Raw genomic sequence first — 16,928 nt, forward strand, 5'->3', positions numbered from 1 at the left:
GATCACTTCTCTGCGGGGGCCTCTGCCAGGGCCGGAGCCGTGGCCAGTCGGGAACGGCGAATGCCGTACAGGAAGTAGAACACGAGTCCCGCGGCCATCCAGCAACCGAAGACCACCCAGGTCACGGTGTCGAGGCTGAACATGTTGTACGCGCAGAAGATGAAGCCGAGCACCGGGAAGACCGGGCCGAGCATGACCTTGAAGGTGCGCGGCATGTCGGGGCGGGTGTAGCGGAGCACGATCACCGCGATGTTGACCAGGCCGAAGGCGAAGAGGGTGCCGATGCTGGTGGCGTCGACGAGCTTGCCCAGCGGGATGACCGAGGCGAGGGCGGCGCAGAACAGCGAGACGATCACGGTGTTGACGCGCGGGGTGCCGGTCTTGGCGCTGACCTTGCCGAAGACCTTCGGCACCAGGCCGTCGCGGGACATCGCGAAGAGCACGCGGGTCTGGCCGTAAAGGACGGTCAGGACGACGCTGGCGATGGAGATGACGGCGCCGGCGGCGAGCAGGGTGCCCCAGAAGGTCTGGCCGGTGACGTCGTTCATGATCGCGGCCAGGGTGGCCTCGGAGCCCTCGAAGTCCTTCCAGTGCCAGGCGCCGACCGCGACGGCGGCGACGAGCACGTAGAGGACGGTGACGATGAGCAGCGAGAGCATGATCGCCCGCGGCAGGTCGCGCTTGGGGTTCTTGGCCTCCTCGCCGGCCGTGGAGGCGGCGTCGAAGCCGATGTACGAGAAGAAGAGGCTGGCGCTGGCGGCGCCGACGCCCGCGACGCCGAGCGGCATGAAGTCCTTGTAGTTGCCGGACTTGAAGCCCACGAAGCCGATGGCGCAGAAGAGCGCGAGCGCGGCGATCTTCACGACGACCATGATCGTGTTGACCACGGCGGACTCACGGGCGCCGCCGAGCAGGAACACCATGGCGAGCAGCACGACGATCAGGCCGGGCAGGTTGATGATGCCGCCCTCGCCCGGGGCGGAGGACAGCACGTCGGGGATGGTGACGCCGATCGTGCCGTCGAGCAGCTCGTTGAGGTACTCGCCCCAGCCGACCGCCACCGCGGCCACGGAGACGCCGTACTCCAGGACCAGACACCAGCCGCAGACCCAGGCGACGAGTTCGCCCATCGTTGCGTACGCGTACGAGTACGAGGAGCCCGCGACCGGTATGGAGCCGGCCAGCTCGGCGTACGAGAGGGCCGAGAAGAGCGCGGTGAGACCGGCGATCACGAAGGACAGCGTGACGGCGGGGCCGGCCTTCGGGACCGCGGAGCCGAGCACCACGAAGATGCCGGTGCCGAGCGTCGCACCGATGCTGATCATGGTCAGCTGCCACATGCCGAGGGTGCGGCGGAGCGTGCCGCCCTCGCCCTGGCCACCCTCGGCGACCAGGCTTTCTACCGGCTTGAGGCGGGTCAGGGCGGAGAGCCCGGAGGTCTTGCGGGCGGTGGGGACGGTCGTGTCCTCGACCGGTGGGGCTGCGCCGTGGTCCAGCACTGCGGGGGCTCCTTATCGCTGCCTGTCGACGAGCGGGGACCGCGGCGGTGCGTGGGCATGGAAAAGCAGGCCCACGGGGGAAGGGGAACCGCCGAGCAGGCGGTCGCCGCCACTCCTGGTACGGGGCACGAGCCTAAGGGGTGAAGCTTCGCACTCGTAATGCAGGGTTGTTGCGCACTGACGGATGATCATTGCGCACTTGCCGCACAGACGGGGAAACATTGCGCTCCCCCGCAAAAAACGACACATCGGGGGCAATGCGCGGCCTCCCGTGACCCTTGACTCCTCAGGGCGTTTGACCCACGCTGCACCCGCCCGAACGGAGGTCATCGGTGAGCTGGCTGGATCCCGCGCCCTTCCTGCGCGGCACCGCGTGGCGGGACGGCGACCGCCCGGTCCGGGCCGACCCGGCCGACCTGGAGCGGCTGCCCCGGGACATCGCCCAGCGGGCCGCGCTGCCGATCGGGGTGCGGCTCGAGTTCACGGCGGCGCCGGGCACGCGGGCGGTGCTGCTGCGCTACCGCGCGGCGCTCCCGGCGCCCGGGGACGCGCTGCGGGCGCTGCGGCACGGCTTCGCGCTCTGGCAGGGCGCCCGGTGTCTGGCGGAGGTGTTCGCCGAGCCGGCCGAGGAGGGCACCGTACGCATCCGACTCCCGCCCGGTGGCGGTGAGTTCACGGTGCACCTGCCGGAGGGCCAGGCGCCCGTCGTGTGCGCTCTGCGGGCCGCCGGCGGCGGCCTGGCGCCCGCCCCGCGCCGTCCGCGCTGGCTGGTGCACGGGGACTCGATCACCGAGGGCTGGTGGTCGACCCGCCCGGCCCACTCGTGGCCCGCCGCGGCCGGCCGGCTGCTCGGCCTCGACCCGGTGAACCTCGGTTACGCGGGCGGGGCGCGCGGCGAACTCCCGCTCGCCGAGCACCTCGCCCGGCTCCCGGGCGACCTGATCACCCTCGCCTTCGGCACCAACTGCTGGGCGGCCGTGCCCTGTTCGGCGCCGCTGCTCTACGAGACCACCCGGGCGTTCGTCGCCCTGGTGCGCCGCGGCCACCCGGACACCCCGCTGCTGCTCCTCTCCCCCGTCCTCCGCCCGGCGGCCGAGCACACCGGCAACGCCCTGGGCGCCACGCTCACCGAGCTGCGGGCCGCCATGGAGGCGGCCGTACGGGACCTGGCCGCGGCGGGCGACGGGCAGCTCGCCCTGCTGCCCGGCGGCCCGCTCCTCGGCCCCGAAGACCTCGCGGACGGCCTCCACCCCAACGACCGGGGCCACGCGCGGATCGCGGCGGCGGTGGCGGGGGCGCTGCGGGAGGCGGGCTTCGCGGGCCGCCCGGCGCCCGTCAGGCGAGGCGCCTGACGAGGAAGGTGCAGGGGTCGGCGCAGTCGTGCCGGAGGCCGGCCTCGTCCGTGTACGCGTAGCGGTCGGTGTACGCCGTCACGGGCCCGTAGCCGAGCCGGGCGTACAAGGCGGCCGCCCTGGGGTTGTCGTCGCCCACGCCGAGGCCCAGGTGCGTCCGGCCCCGCTCGCGCGCCAGCTCCTCGGCGGCCCGGATCAGGGCCGTGCCGATGCCCTGGCCGCGCAGGTCCTCCCGTACGTCCAGACCGTTGAGCTCCGGGCAGCCGGCGAGCACCGCCTGCACCTCCGGCGCGGCACAGCCGTCCCAGCGGATCTGCCCGTTGCCGGCCGGCAGCCCGCCGTGCCAGGCGATCAGATACGTGCCGTGTCCGGCCTCCTGGCGGGCGAAGCGGTCGGCGTGCCGGGTGGGCGCGCCCGGGGTGGGCAGATGACGGCCGAGCAGGGGCAGGTCCTCGGCCCGGCAGGGCGTGATCTCCGTACGGTCCATGCGGCCGACCGTACGGGAACGCCGTGGGCCCCCGGGAAGGATTTCCCGGGGGCCCACGGTGCGCTCAGATCGCCGCGGCTCAGCTCCAGCTGGCGTGCAGCGGCTTGCCCTCCGCGTAACCGGCGGCGGACTGGATGCCTACGACGGCCCGCTCCTCGAACTCGGCGAGGTTGCTCGCGCCCGCGTAGGTGCAGGAGGAGCGGACACCGGCGATGATCGAGTCGATCAGGTCCTCGACGCCCGGGCGCTGCGGGTCGAGGAACATCCGCGAGGTGGAGATGCCCTCCTCGAAGAGCGCCTTGCGGGCGCGGTCGTACGAGGACTCGTCGGAGGTCCGGTTCTTGACGGCGCGGGCCGAGGCCATGCCGAAGGACTCCTTGTAGGCACGGCCCTGGGCGTCGTGCTGGAGGTCGCCCGGGGACTCGTAGGTGCCGGCGAACCAGGAGCCGATCATCACGTTGGACGCGCCGGCGGCGAGCGCCATGGCGACGTCGCGCGGGTGCCGGACGCCGCCGTCGGCCCACACGTGCTTGCCGTACTTCTTCGCCTCGGCGGCGCACTCCATGACGGCGGAGAACTGCGGGCGGCCCACGCCGGTCATCATGCGGGTGGTGCACATGGCGCCGGGGCCCACACCGACCTTGATGATGTCCGCGCCGGCCTCGATGAGGTCCTTGACGCCCTCGGCGGCGACGATGTTGCCGGCCACGATCGGGACCTGCGGGTCGAGCGCCCGGACCGTGCGGATCGCGGAGATCATCGACTCCTGGTGGCCGTGCGCGGTGTCGATGACGAGCGTGTCCACGCCCGCGTCGAGCAGCTGCTTGGCCTTGCCCGCCACGTCGCCGTTGATGCCGACGGCGGCGGCGATGCGCAGTCCGCCGTTCTTGTCGACGGCCGGGCTGTAGAGGGTCGCGCGCAGCGCGCCCTTGCGGGTGAGGATGCCGACGAGCTTGCCGTCCTCGTCGACCGCCGGGGCGTAGCGCCGGTTGGCGTTGTCGAGGACGGTGAAGGCCTCGCGCGGCTCGATGGCCGCGTCGAGCAGCAGCAGGTCCCTGGACATGACCTCGGACAGCTGGGTGAAGCGGTCCACGCCGGACAGGTCGGCGTCGGTGACGACGCCGATCGGGCGGCGCTCGTCGTCGACGACGACACCGGCGTCGTGCGCCCGCTTGGGCAGCAGGGCCAGCGCGTCGGCGACGGTCTGGTGCGGCTCCAGGACGATCGGGGTGTCGAGGACCAGGTGGCGGGACTTGACCCAGCCGATGACGTCGGTGACGACCTCGATCGGGATGTCCTGCGGGATGACGACCAGGCCGCCGCGGCGGGCGACGGTCTCGGCCATGCGGCGGCCGGCGATGGCGGTCATGTTGGCGACGACCAGCGGGATCGTCGTACCGGTTCCGTCGGGGGCGGAGAGGTCCACGGCCTGGCGGGAACCCACGGCCGAGCGGCTCGGCACCATGAACACATCGTCGTACGTGAGGTCGTACGGCGGCTTGACGTCATTGAGGAAACGCACGTGCTGACATCCCAGTCGTTCGGATCGGCCCCTAGGCATTTCAGCCAGGGGAAAAAGCACGTAGTTCATTGTCCCACGGGGGCGCGCGTACCCGCCCCGGGCTAATCGTCCGAGTCTTGCGTGGGGCTGCTTGGCCGATCCTCCAAGTGGGCGAGGTCGCCGCCCAGCGACAGGAGGACCGCGAGGCCGGCCGAGCTGGCGCGGGCCGCCGCCGAGAACACCTCCTGGGCGGTGGACCACTCCTCCGGTTCGGCCTCGGCATAAGCCTGCCAGTGCGTGACCACGATCGCCATGGGTGCGCGCATGTCGGCGAGGCAGTCGGCCAGGGCGTCCCAGTTGCGCCCGAACCACACCGGCAGCGGGAGGGCGCGGACGCAGCGGTTCATGAAGGCCGTCTTGTCGGCGACCCCGTGCAGGTCGAGCACGACGGCGTCATCGATCCTCATCCGTGGCCACCTCCCGGAAGCTCTGGTAGTGGTCGTCCGTGTAGTACGTCTCCCCCTGCCGGCCGGTGACGATGCGCCGGGCGCCGCGGTCGCGTTCGCCGGGGGTCTTCACCGTGTACTCGTGGTAGTAGCCGCGCTCGCGCCGCGGCAGGACGCGCTCGAAGTTCGAGAAGACGGCGCCGTCCTTGGCGTACGGGAAGGGGCCGCCGCTCCTGATCAGGGCGAGGGTCCTGCGCGCCTCGGCCGGCAGCTCGGACTCGGGGACGACCGGGAGGCCGGAGGAGGCGGTGGGGCGGGTGGCGGGCGCCACCGCGGTGGTACGGGAGGGGGCGCCGGCCCCGGGGCCCGCGGCGCCGCCGGAGCAGCCGGTGAGCCCCGCGAGGAGCAGCGCGAGCCCGGCCAGGACGGAGAGCCCGATCCGGGCGCAACGCGTGATCATGCCCCGATGCTGCCACCGCCCCGCCCCGGCGGCGTGCCGGTACGGGGCGGAGGGCGGCGGCGTGTCGGCCGGCGGCCGTCGGGGTCGGTCAGCGGCCGTCCGGGTCCGCGCGGTCGAGGGCCGGGCGCGGGCCGGGGGTGAATTCGCTGAGCAGGAAGTCGGCGGCCGAGCGGTCGGTCACCAGGCTGGTGACCAGGCCGGAGCGGAGCACCGCTCCGATCGCCGCCGCCTTGCGCTGGCCGCCTGCGATGGCGACCACCTCGGGAATCCGGCGCAGCCGGTCCGCCTCGACGGTGATGCAGCGCTCGCCGAGGTCCCGGCCGACCCGGCGCCCCTCGGCGTCGAAGAGGTGCGCGGACATCTCGGCGGCGACACCGAGCGAGGCGTAGTGGGCGCGCTCGGCGTCGGACAGCATGTCGTGGACGGTGGAGATGCCCGGCTCCCAGGAGCCGATGGAGACACAGGCGACGGTGACCTTGTCGAAGTACTCGAAGGCCCGCGCGATGCCGGTCTGGCTGCGCAGCGCGTTGGCGGTCGCCGCGTCGGGCAGCAGCATCGGCGCGTAGATGGGGTGCGCCTCGCCGCCGGAGACCTGGGCGGCCCGGCGGACCGCCTCGACCGAGCCGCGCTCGGCCGTGCCCGCGTCGTACACACCGGTGAGCTGGACGACGGTACAGGGCGGCAGCCGGTCGAGGGCGGCCGCCATGTGGATGGTGGACCGGCCCCAGGCCAGGCCCAGGACGTCGCCCTCGGTGACCAGCTCGCCGAGCAGGTCGGCCGCGACCTCGCCGAGGTTCTCGGGGTCGGGCGACTCGTCCTCGCCCTCCGCCGGCGACTCGACGACCACGGCGTGCCGCAGCCCGTAGCGGGCGCGCAGCGCGTCGGAGCGCTCGGCGTCCAGCTCGGCCGGCACACGGATCTCGATGCGCACGAGGTCGCGCTCCAGGGCGGTCTCCAGGACCCGGGCCACCTTGAAGCGGCTCACGCCGAACTCCTCGGCGATCTGGATCTTGGACTTGCCCTCGAGGTAGAAGCGGCGGGCCATGGCCGCCGCCTGCACCAGCTCCGCGGGGCCCATCCGCAGGGCTGACCGTCCCGCCGACATTCCCGCCACCGCGATCTCCTCACTGCTGTTCACGTACGGCTGCTCAGCTGCCGTTGGTGGCGCCGGTTCGGGGCGCCGCCGCGGCTTGTTTCCACGTGCTGTTGTTCACACTCTCGACTCACCGTTCATCCTGTCAGATCCGGCGGGTCCTGAACGGCCGTGTCGGCGGCCCGACGGGCCGCGTTCACGTACCGGTGGGTCAGTGGAGGCTCAGTGGCCACACGCCCACGCCGCCGAGGCGGTCGCGGACTCGGCGCTGGCCCGCAGCGAGCGCACGGCCTCGGCCGGGTCGGCCGCCCCGTAGACGGCGGAACCGGCCACGAAGACGTCGGCGCCGGCCTCGGCGCACCGCTCGATGGTGGCGGCGGAGACGCCGCCGTCGACCTGGAGCCACAGCTCCAGACCGTGCTTGGAGATCAGCTCACGGGTGCGGCGGATCTTCGGCAGCATGATGTCGAGGAAGGCCTGGCCGCCGAAGCCGGGCTCGACCGTCATGATCAGGAGCATGTCGAGCTCCGGCAGCAGGTCCTCGAACGGCTCGATCGGGGTGGCCGGCTTGAGCGCCATCGACGCCCGGGCGCCCTTGGCGCGGATCTCCCGGGCGAGGCGCACCGGCGCGGCCGCCGCCTCCACGTGGAAGGTGACGGAGCCGGCGCCGGCCTCGACGTACTGCGGCGCCCAGCGGTCCGGGTCCTCGATCATGAGGTGGCAGTCGAGCGGGGTGTCCGTGGCCCGGCTCAGCGACTCGACGATCGGCACGCCCAGCGTCAGATTGGGCACGAAGTGGTTGTCCATCACGTCGACGTGCAGCCAGTCGGCCCCGTCGACCGCCTTCGCCTCATCGGCGAGCCGGGCGAAGTCCGCGGACAGGATGCTGGGATTGATCTGCGCCATGTGCCAAGCCTGCCATGTTCTTGAGGACTTCTTTGCCGCGAAGCGGTGCGGATTGCGCGGGGGCCGCTTCACACCGGGGACGTAATGGTACAGACCAGTGGATTCCGCCGACAGTGACCGGCGGATCCGACTGTCACACGGCCGCGGAATCCGGACCGTCCGAACCGTCCGGACCGCCGTCGAGGGGGGTCGTCACCGCGACCCGCACCGCGCCGGTGTCCGAGACCACCACCTGCGCGACGGTGTGCTCCCCGGGGTGGCCGGCGACGACGCCCGGGGCGCCCTCGGCCGTCGGCATGACGCGGACCCGCCATCCCGCGCCGACGAAGTACGCCTGCGCGCGGGCCACCGCCCGGGCCCGCTCCTGCTCCGGCAGCGGCGGGGTCGACCAGGTGTGGTGGACCGCCTCGGCCCCGGACGCGTCCCGGACCCGGCCGATGCCCTCCCCGGGCTGGGTGGGCGCCGCGCCCACGCCCAGCGCGTCGTAGATCCGGCTGGAGTGGCCGAGCGCTCGGCGCCCGGCGGGGTCGTCGGCCGCCGGCGACTCGAAGGCGGCGGGGTCGGCCGGGGCGGCCGAGGACTTGCCGGGCGGGAGGAAGCAGGGCGAGGTCACCTTGAGCGAGGCCACCCCCTCGCCCTTGGCGCGGTCCAGGACGCCGGTCACCGCGTCCATCCAGAAGTCGTCGGTCTTCGTCCGCATGTAGACCGTCGGAAAGGCACTGGACCAGTCGACCTCGCCCGAGGTGTTGTACGCGTAGCCCTGCTTCAGCCATGCGTCCCGCGCCTGCCGTACCAGGTTCTGCGCCTGGGCCCCGGGCACCCCGGTCAGCTTATAGATGAGGGTGACCTGCACCCGGTCGTCCGGGCCGTGGTCGTCCCTTGCGATGCAGGCGCCGACGGGCGCGCCGCCCATGCGCTCCAGGGTCGGCCGGGGCGACATGCCGTCGACCGCCTGCCCGATGATCTCCTCTGCCCGGTCGATCGCCTGCTGCTCGTTCATCACTACCTGCTTCGGTGCGTTTCCGCCGGTCTTCGGTCCGTCCTCCTGCGCCCCGCACGCGGTCACCATGAGCGTCATGGCCAGCAGAGCGGCGGCAGGGATCACCTTGCGCGGTTTCACAGTCGTCCTCCGGTCACGATCTTGCCCATGGTGCCGAGGGGCTTCTCGTCCCAGTACTGGGAGTGCGCGGGCATCATTTCCCAGTCCGTGCCCGGCAGCTTCCCGTCGGGGACCTCGAAGACCTGGCCCCCGAAGTCCTCGGAGGTCGGGTCGGTGCCGTGCACGATCGCGTCGCCGTCGAAGAAGGTGTCCCAGTACGCCTTCGGGCTGAGGTAGTCCTTGGCGAACGGCGGGGCGACGTTGATGAGGTCGTTCTGCGCCGTGGCCGCGAAGACATGGTCCGGCGGGATGTTCAGGTCCTTGGCGTGGTCCACTCCGACGCCCGGACTGCCCACCATGATCGCGTTGTCGACCGGCAGGTCGATGTGCATCTCCATCGTCTCGCCCACCACCAGGGAGCCGTAGCTGTGGCCCATGAGGGTCTGGTTCACGCCGTTCGGGCGGTGGTTGGACTCCTCGAGCCCCTGGATGAAGTTGCCGAGCGGCTCCTTGGCGTTGTCGGCCCACTTGGTCTCGGTGGCGTCGGTCATGATGCCCTGTGGGGCGTCGTAGCCGAGCCACACGATCGAGGCCGTCGAGTGGGCGGCGTCCTGGCGCTCCGCCTCCGCCTGGAGCGCCACCGCCCGGTCCATGTCACCGCCGATCGACTCCAGCTTGGCGAACGTCCCGGGCACGTACGTCACCACGTTGTCGGCGGTGTCCGGGTTGCCGATGGAGACGATCGCGCGGCCCATGTTGTCGCCGTCGAACCCGAGCAGATAGGGGCGGTTGCTCTCGCTCGTGAAGCTGTTGAAGCGGGACTGGATGGCGTCCATGCCCTTGTAGCCGTTCTCCAGCTTCTTCCGCTTCTCCTCCCACTCCTTCCACTCGTCCGTCGGGACCATCGCGCCCTTGACCTCGCGCCCGGTGACGGGGCTGATGTACGGCTTGTAGTGCTCCGGCTCCTTCTTGAGCCAGGCGTCGTACTCGATCTGCTTGGCGGCGCGCTGTTCGGCGAGCACGGTGCGGTTGGCGTCGTCGCGCACGTCCGAGGGGAGGCCGTCGAGCGCGCCGATGCTCGCGGGGTGCATGGATATGTAGGCCTCGCGCTGCTCGTCCGTGAGGCCCTTCCACCAGTTGGCGTTGTCCTGGGGCCAGTCGTTCTTGGGCGGCGGCTTGATCGCGTCGAGGTAGGCGTCGGCGGCCTCCCTCACGCCGCCCGTGTCCGCCGTGACGTCCGTCCAGTCCCGGTCGCTGACGGTCAGGTCGTCATCGGCCTTGAGGGCCCGTATCTTCGGCTCCCACTTCGTGTCGGCGTCCGTGGCCTCCTTGAGCGCGTCGGCTATCCGGTCCGCGTACCCGATGGCCTTGCCGTAGTGCGGGTTCGGGTGGATGTTCGCCGCCTGGCGGTCCAGGGCGTCGGAGGTGGCGTTGCCGCCGGGGGTGCCGGTCACCGTGCCGCCCTCGGTGTCCTTTTCCGCCCCCGGCTTGCGGCCGGCCGGATAGCTCACCGAGCCGTTCTCCGTCACCGTGCAGCCGTCCGCCCGGGCGTCCTCGACCGCCGCTTCGAGCTTGCGCTTGGCGGCCGCGAAGTCGTAGGCGAACCCGTTGAGGGCCGTGCTGATCACATGGCACTCGGTGAGGGTGTAGTGGAAGTTCTTCGCCAGGGCCTGGAGTTGCTTCTGCGACGCCTTCGCCGACTCGCCCGACAGCGACTTGCGCATGCCGGTGGCGACGGTGTTCTCGATGTGGCTCTTGGCCGCCTGGGCCGCGTTGCCGAGGGCGCGGTACCCGTCGGCGGCGCCCTCGAACTCGGTGGGCTTGAAGGCCTTGAGGGTGGCGTAGTCCATCGGCTCCGTCACCGGCCCTTCGACTGGCCGCCGACGGCGTCCGTGTCCGCGTACTGCTTGTTCAGCCGGTCCATCTCGTCCTTGACCGCGTCGTCGGTCGTCAGCACGTCGCGGCCGACCTGCTGCAGGATCCCCTGGAGCGAGCCGCACCGCTTGCTGACGTTCTCGGCGTACTTCTTCCAGGAGTCGTAGACGTCCTTCTGCGCGGCCGCGGTCAGACAGCCCGTGGTCCCGCCGAGCCCGGCCTGGCCGTCCTCCAGCTTGGTCAGCGCGGTGCCGATGGTCCCGCGCAGGGAACCGACCCCTTCACCGGCCGTGTTCCACGCCTTCTGGCTGGACTTCAGGCCGCCGGTCACCTGGCTCGGCCCGGCGTCCGGCTCGACCGGAACATGGTTGAGCTGCATGGCCGCCGGCTGCTGCCCGGCCGCCCCGGCCTTGATCTGTTCCCACTCGTCCCACGCCACGCGAAGCCCCCGTCTCACCCATGTGGATCACCAGGCGGGCCACACTACATCGCAACCGCAACGCACAACTCACGGGTCCCCGCACCGGGGTTGGGGCGCGGACCGGAGCGGCCCGCGGACGCTCAGGCCGTGCGGCGGATCAGGGCGAGGTACATCGCGTCCGTGCCGTGCAGATGCGGCCACAGCTGGACGTCGGGGCCGTCGCCGAGCGAGGGCACGCCGGGGAACAGCGGGCGGGCGTCGACGAGTTCGGCGCCGCCGGTCTTCTTCAGGACGTCGTCCACGACGACCCGGGTCTCGGCCAGGTGCGGGGAGCAGGTGGCGTAGCCGACCACGCCGCCGACCCGGACCGCGCGCAGCGCCTCGGTGAGCAGCCCGCGCTGGAGCGGGGCGAAGCCGTCGAGGTCGCCGGGGCGGCGGCGCCAGCGGGCCTCCGGGCGGCGGCGCAGGGCGCCGAGTCCGGAGCAGGGCACGTCCATCAGGACCCGGTCGAAGCTGCCCTCGCGCCACGGCGGGCGGGTGCCGTCGGCGGCGACGACCTGGTACGGGCCGGGGTTGCCGGCCAGCGCGCGCTCGACGAGCCGGGCGCGGTGCGGCTGCTTCTCGGAGGCGAGCAGCGCGGCGCCGCGCTCGGCGGCGAGGGCGCCGAGCAGCGCCGCCTTGCCGCCGGGGCCGGCGCAGCCGTCGAGCCAGCGGGTGTCGGGGCCGTCGAGGGGCGCGTTGGCGAGGGCGATGGCGACCAGCTGGCTGCCCTCGTCCTGGACGCCGGCGCGGCTCTCCCGTACGGCCTCGATGGTGCCGGGGTCGCCGCCCTCGGCCATCCGGAGCGCGTACGGGGACCAGCGGCCGGGCTCGGTTTCGGCGGCCTCGGCCAGCTCGGCGGTGGTGGCCCGGCCTGGCCGGGCGACCAGGGTGACCTCGGGCCGCTCGTTGTCGGCCGTGAGCAGCTCCTCGATGCCGGCCCGGCCCCCGCCGAGCGCGTCCCAGAGCGCGGAGACCACCCAGCGGGGGTGCGAGTGGACGACCGCGAGGTGGTCCTCGGCGTCGTCCTCGTAGGGCGGCGCGACCCTCGCCACCCAGGTGTCGAAGTCGTCCTGGGCGATCTTGCGCAGCACGGCGTTCACGAACTTGGCCCGCCCGTCGCCGAGCACCACGCGGGCCAGCTCGACGGTGGCGGACACGGCGGCGTGGCTGGGGATCCGGGTGCCGAGCAGCTGGTGCGCGCCGAGCGCCAGGACGTCGAGCACCGGCGGGTCGACCTCGCGCAGCGGCCGGTCGACGCAGGCCGCGATGATCGCGTCGTACGTGCCCTGCCGGCGCAGCGTCCCGTAGACGAGCTCGGTCGCGAGCGCCGCGTCCCGCCCGTCGAAGCCCTCGTTCTTCTCCCGGGCCTTCTTCAGCAGCGGCGGCAGCACCAGGTTCGCGTAGGCGTCCCGCTCGTCCACCGCCCGCAGCACCTCGAAGGCCAGGATCCGGACCGGGTCCTTCTTGGGCCGCCGGTGCGGCCGGGGGGCCTTGGGGGACGCGCCCTTGGGGGACGTGGGGGTGCGGCGACGTGCCTGCTCGCTCAAAGGTGCTCCGCGTGACGAAAGAAGAGGTCGAACCTCCTCAGCCTACGTCCGCGGGCCCCTGCCGGGAAAAACGGCCGTGCCGGATCGCCCGGTCCCCGGCGGCGATCAGACACGTCACCGGCCGCGTGCCGCCGCCGTCCGCCTCGAAGGCGACGAGCACGGACGGCTCCTCGCCGACGAGCCGGACGATCCCGGCCCGCTCCTCGGGGGTGGGCTCCCGGAACTCGGGGGCTTACGCCCCGACCCGCTCGCCCGCCGCGATGCGCACGCCGCGGGCCCAGTCGGCCGCCTTCATCGGCTTCTTGCCCTGGGGCTGGACCCAGAGCAGCTCCACCGCGTGGGAGCCGGTGCCGACGTACACGTTGTTCTTGCCGGCCGCGAGCTCGCCCGGTGCGAGGTCGGTGCGGTCGGTGACGAGCGCGGCCTGGACGATCTTCAGGCGCTCGCCGCGGAAGAGGGTCCAGGCACCCGGGGCCGGGGTGCAGCCGCGGATCACCCGGTCGACGCGCAGCGCCGGGGCGGCGAAGTCGACGTGGGCGTCCTCGACCTGGATCTTCGGGGCGAGGGTGATGCCCTCGGCGGGCTGCGGCACGGCCTTCAGGGTGCCGTCCTCGATGCCGTCCATGGTCGCGGCGAGCAGCCCGGCGCCGGCGAACGCGAGCCGGGTCAGCAGGTCGCCGCTGGTGTCGGTGGGCCGCACGTCCTCGGTGACGACGCCGTACACCGGGCCGGAGTCGAGGCCCTCCTCGATCTGGAAGGTCGACGCGCCGGTCACCTGGTCGCCGGCCATCAGCGAGTGCTGCACCGGGGCCGCGCCGCGCCACGCGGGCAGCAGCGAGAAGTGCAGGTTGACCCAGCCGTGCGCGGGGATGTCGAGCGCGACGCGCGGCAGCAGCGCGCCGTACGCCACGACGGGGCAGCAGTCGGGCGCGATCTCCCGGAGTCGCGCGAGGAACGCCTCGTCCCGCGGCCGCTCCGGCTTGAGCACCTCGATCCCGGCCTCCTCCGCCCGCTCGGCGACGGGGCTCGCGACGAGCCGCCGCCCGCGCCCGGCGGGCGCGTCGGGCCGGGTGACGACGGCGGCCACCTCGTGCCGCCCGGAGGCGAGCAGGGCGTCCAGGGCGGGTACGGCGACCTCGGGGGTGCCGGCGAAGACCAGCTTCACGCGGGAGAACCTCGCAACTAGGGGGCGATGACGGCAGCGCACCAGTCTAGGCCGCCGTCGGGGCCCGCGGCTTCACACGGGCGGCCGGGGTGTACGCGGGGGCGAGCGCCCTGTGCATATGCGGATACGCCCCCGCAGCGTGACCCAACCCCAAGTGGCGCGTTGGTCAAGAGAGATTGACCGAATCGGGTCGCCCTCCCCCAGCGACCCGCTCCCTTTCACGCCGGTTCGAGAGGCTCATCCATGGCCGACCACGCAACCCACGACGCCCAGGCCCGGGCAAGTCTGCACCTGCTCGTGCGGGACATCGAGCGGGTCCGGCGGCAGGTGGACGCACTGCGCACGCTCACGGCCCAGCTGGGCAATGTCTACCGCCCGCGCCGCACCGCCCCTTCGACGGGCTTCGTCGTCTACGGGCGCGCCCCCGCCCCCACCGTCCGGCTCGCCCAGGAGCTCCGGGACAGCGTAGAGACCCTGGTGACCGCCGCGGTGGACTTCGACCGCTCGCTCGGGTTCTCGTGGGACGCGGTGGGCTCCGCGCTCGGAGTCACCAAGCAGGCCGTCCACCGCCGTTACGGCTCCCGCCGCGCCCCGCAGCCGGGCGCCGGCGCCGCCCTGGAGCAGGAGCGGGCGGCGGAGCCGGGGGGCACCACCCGCACCATGCCCGTGGTGCCGCCGGCCCGCAGCATGCCGCCGCAGCCCACCTCGGGCAGCCAGGCGCTCCGCGAGGAGCCCCGCCCGCCGGTCTTCCCGGCCCCGCGCAACGGCTGACGCACCGTCGCGCGCAGTCGCAGTCGCCATCGCGTCCCGAAAGGGCCGCCCGTCCTGTCGCGGGCGGCCCTTCGCGCGCCCGCATCAGGGGGCGGCGCTCAGCCGATGTCGGGCGGATCGACCCGGACCCGGACCGGCTCCCCGCCGCCGCGCGCCAGACGGGAGGCCTGGGCGCGCTTCAGGGCGGTGGCAAGCGCGGCGCCGCTGCCGGGCGGCACGCGGATCAGGGCGCGCTCCCACTGCTCGCCGGGCGGGGTGTCGCCGGGCCGCCGCGGGCCGCCGGGCCGGGTGACGGGCAGCGGGACGGGGCCCAGGATCTCGGCGTCGGGGGGAAGCTCGGCACCGTGCAGGAAGGCGCCGAGGGCGTCCGGGGGGCCGGACACGGCGGCCATCCGGGAGACCGGCGGGAAGCCCAGCTCGGCCCGCTCGGCCAGCTCGCGCTGGGCGTGCCCGACGGGGTCCCAGCGGACGAGCGCCTGCACCGGGCGCAGGGTGGGCTCGGCGACGCACACGACGGTGCCGCCCTGGTCCTGGCCGCGCACCAGCGAGGCCGCGTCGATCCAGCGGCGCAGCGCCTCCTCGCCCGCCCGCAGGTCGGGGCGGCCGAGCATGGCCCAGCCGTCGAGGAGCAGGGCGGCCGCGTAGCCGCCGTCGGCGACGGGTTCGGCGCCGGGGGTGCTGACGACGAGCGCGGGCCGGTCGGGCACCCGGTCGAGGACGTGGTCGCGCCCGGAGGTGCGCACGGGTACGGCGGGGAAGGCGCGGCCCAGTTCCTCGGCGGTGCGCCGGGCGCCGACGATCTGCGCGCGCAGCCGGTTCGAGCCGCAGGCCACGCAGTGCCAGTCGGGTGCGCCGCGCCCGCACCAGGCGCAGTGCAGCTCCTGCTGCTCGGGGGCTTCCAGGGGGCCTGAGCAGTGCCGGCAGCGGGCGGGCGTCCGGCAGCGCTCGCAGGCCAGCCTCGGCACGTAACCCCGGCGCGGGACCTGGACGAGCACCGGGCCGGTCTTCAGCCCCTCCCGCACGGTCTGCCAGGCGAGGGTGGGCAGCCGGGCGGCGCGGGCGGCCTCGTCGCGGGCGAGATCGGTGTCGCCGACGGTGCGGACGAGCGGGGCGGCCCGCCGTACCTGCTCGCGGCCGGGCAGCAGCGGCCGGGCCCAGCCGGACTCGACGAGCTGGGCGGCCTCGACGGTGCAGCTGACGGAGCCGAGCAGGAAGGCGCAGCGGTCGTGGGCGGCGCGCAGCAGCAGGACGTCGCGGGCGTGTGGCTGGGGGGCGTGCGGTTCGCTGTGGCTGGTGTCGCCGTCGTCCCAGATGACGGCGAGGCCGAGGTCGCGCACGGGCGCGAACATGGCGGCGCGGGTGCCGACGACGGCGCGGACGGCGCCGCGCCGGACGGCGAGCCACTGCGCGTACCGCTTCTCGGGTCCGGCCTCGGCGGTGAGCAGCGCGTGCCGGCCCTCGCCGAGCAGCGCGGTGAGGGCGGCGTCGACCCGGCCGGCGGCCCGGCCGTCGGGCACGACGACGAGGGCGCCGCGGCCGGCGGCGAGGGTGGCGGCGACGGCGCGGGCGATCTCCTCGGCCCAGTGCGGCCCGGGCAGCGCGTTCCACACGGCCCGGGGGGCGCCGCCGTGGGCCAGCGCCTCCAGGAAGGCCGCGCCCTGCTCGTACCGCGCCCAGCTGCCCGGCTCGGGCGGCCGGGGTGCCGGCAGCGGTTCTGGGGAGGGCTTGGCCTCGGCGCGGGCGTTGCGCGGGGGCACGGCGAGCTGCAGCACGTCGGCGAGGCTGCCCGCGTACCGGTCGGCGACGGCCCGGGCGAGCCCGAGCAACTCGGGTCCGAGGACCGGCTCGGGGGAGACGACGTCGGCGAGTGCGGCGAGCGGCCCGGAGTAGTCGGACTCGGCCTTCCGCTCGATCAGGAAGCCGTCGATCAGGCGTCCGCCCTCGCGCCGTCCGCCCCGCACCTGGTGCGCCCCGGCCCCGAACCGCACCCGCACCCGCACCCCGGGCCGCGCGGCCTCGTCGAGCTCCTCGGGCACGGCGTAGTCGAAGAACTGGTCGAGGTGCAGTACGCCCTTGTTCACCACGACCCGCGCGACCGGCAGCTCCTTGGCGAGCGCGGCCCCCCGCCAGGTCCGCGGCTTGGCCCGCGGCACCTTCGCCCGGCGCACCGTCTCGCGGATGAGCGCGAGCTGCTCGGGCTCCTCGTTCCCCCCGGGCCCGTCGCCCGCGGGCCTCTCGTTCTCGCTGCTCACAGCCTCATACCT

The 16,928-nt window shown here is 73.7% G+C and carries 16 protein-coding genes; 2 read left to right on the forward strand and 14 right to left on the reverse strand.

Features of this window, described 5'->3' with window-relative positions:
* Window positions 1–2 precede the first annotated feature (2 nt).
* Window positions 3–1,499 carry an amino acid permease gene (locus tag JAO84_RS05660; RefSeq protein ID WP_370410979.1) on the reverse strand — a complete coding sequence of 499 codons (1,497 nt, stop codon included), beginning with the start codon at window positions 1,497–1,499 and terminating at the stop codon, window positions 3–5.
* Window positions 1,500–1,831: 332 nt separating this feature from the next.
* On the opposite strand from JAO84_RS05660, the gene JAO84_RS05665 reads away from it, so the two are divergent.
* The gene (locus tag JAO84_RS05665; protein WP_370410981.1) at window positions 1,832–2,851 is read left to right on the forward strand and encodes a GDSL-type esterase/lipase family protein; all 1,020 of its coding nucleotides are present in this window, start codon (window positions 1,832–1,834) and stop codon (window positions 2,849–2,851) included.
* Here JAO84_RS05665 and JAO84_RS05670 read toward each other — a convergent pair.
* From JAO84_RS05670 to fmt, 12 genes are all read right to left on the reverse strand, one after another.
* Window positions 2,835–3,338, reverse strand: coding sequence for a GNAT family N-acetyltransferase (locus JAO84_RS05670; RefSeq protein ID WP_370410983.1), 504 nt, complete (start codon window positions 3,336–3,338; stop codon window positions 2,835–2,837). The two genes, JAO84_RS05665 and JAO84_RS05670, sit on opposite strands and share 17 nt — an antisense overlap.
* Window positions 3,339–3,417: 79 nt before the next feature.
* Window positions 3,418–4,860 (reverse strand): GuaB1 family IMP dehydrogenase-related protein, encoded by a 1,443-nt coding sequence (locus tag JAO84_RS05675; RefSeq protein WP_370410985.1) that lies wholly within the window; start codon window positions 4,858–4,860, stop codon window positions 3,418–3,420.
* Window positions 4,861–4,961: 101 nt separating this feature from the next.
* Window positions 4,962–5,306, reverse strand: a complete 345-nt coding sequence (locus JAO84_RS05680; protein ID WP_370410987.1) for a barstar family protein — start codon at window positions 5,304–5,306, stop codon at window positions 4,962–4,964.
* The gene (locus JAO84_RS05685; protein ID WP_370410989.1) at window positions 5,293–5,745 is read right to left on the reverse strand and encodes a ribonuclease domain-containing protein; all 453 of its coding nucleotides are present in this window, start codon (window positions 5,743–5,745) and stop codon (window positions 5,293–5,295) included. Before JAO84_RS05685 ends, JAO84_RS05680 begins: the two co-directional genes overlap by 14 nt.
* A gap of 88 nt (window positions 5,746–5,833) precedes the next feature.
* Window positions 5,834–6,883 carry a sugar-binding transcriptional regulator gene (locus tag JAO84_RS05690; protein WP_265867123.1) on the reverse strand — a complete coding sequence of 350 codons (1,050 nt, stop codon included), beginning with the start codon at window positions 6,881–6,883 and terminating at the stop codon, window positions 5,834–5,836.
* 177 nt (window positions 6,884–7,060) lie between these two features.
* The gene (gene rpe / locus JAO84_RS05695) at window positions 7,061–7,744 is read right to left on the reverse strand and encodes a ribulose-phosphate 3-epimerase (protein WP_265867124.1); all 684 of its coding nucleotides are present in this window, start codon (window positions 7,742–7,744) and stop codon (window positions 7,061–7,063) included.
* Window positions 7,745–7,877: 133 nt separating this feature from the next.
* Entirely contained in the window at window positions 7,878–8,744 is an 867-nt protein-coding gene (locus JAO84_RS05700) for a hypothetical protein (protein ID WP_370410992.1), read from the reverse strand.
* Between the two features lie 116 nt (window positions 8,745–8,860).
* Complete coding sequence (locus JAO84_RS05705) at window positions 8,861–10,705, reverse strand: alpha/beta hydrolase (protein ID WP_370410993.1); 1,845 nt, start codon at window positions 10,703–10,705, stop codon at window positions 8,861–8,863.
* On the reverse strand, window positions 10,702–11,157 hold the full coding sequence (locus tag JAO84_RS05710) for a hypothetical protein (protein ID WP_370410995.1): 456 nt from the start codon (window positions 11,155–11,157) through the stop codon (window positions 10,702–10,704). The genes JAO84_RS05705 and JAO84_RS05710 overlap by 4 nt, the downstream gene beginning before the upstream one ends.
* Window positions 11,158–11,279: 122 nt before the next feature.
* Entirely contained in the window at window positions 11,280–12,728 is a 1,449-nt protein-coding gene (locus JAO84_RS05715; protein WP_370410997.1) for an RsmB/NOP family class I SAM-dependent RNA methyltransferase, read from the reverse strand.
* A 37-nt stretch (window positions 12,729–12,765) separates the two neighbouring features.
* The gene (locus tag JAO84_RS05720) at window positions 12,766–12,888 is read right to left on the reverse strand and encodes a hypothetical protein (protein ID WP_370410999.1); all 123 of its coding nucleotides are present in this window, start codon (window positions 12,886–12,888) and stop codon (window positions 12,766–12,768) included.
* Window positions 12,889–12,960: 72 nt separating this feature from the next.
* Window positions 12,961–13,893 (reverse strand): methionyl-tRNA formyltransferase, encoded by a 933-nt coding sequence (fmt, locus tag JAO84_RS05725; protein ID WP_370411001.1) that lies wholly within the window; start codon window positions 13,891–13,893, stop codon window positions 12,961–12,963.
* A gap of 243 nt (window positions 13,894–14,136) precedes the next feature.
* Here fmt and JAO84_RS05730 point away from each other — a divergent pair, with 243 nt between their 5' ends.
* The gene (locus tag JAO84_RS05730) at window positions 14,137–14,664 is read left to right on the forward strand and encodes a hypothetical protein (protein WP_370411003.1); all 528 of its coding nucleotides are present in this window, start codon (window positions 14,137–14,139) and stop codon (window positions 14,662–14,664) included.
* 98 nt (window positions 14,665–14,762) lie between these two features.
* Here the strand turns inward: JAO84_RS05730 and JAO84_RS05735 are convergent, their stop codons facing one another.
* Entirely contained in the window at window positions 14,763–16,916 is a 2,154-nt protein-coding gene (locus tag JAO84_RS05735) for a primosomal protein N' (protein WP_370411005.1), read from the reverse strand.
* Window positions 16,917–16,928 lie beyond the last annotated feature (12 nt).

Origin of the sequence: Streptomyces fradiae (assembly GCF_041270065.1) — a bacterium.
Classification (GTDB): Bacteria; Actinomycetota; Actinomycetes; order Streptomycetales; family Streptomycetaceae; genus Streptomyces.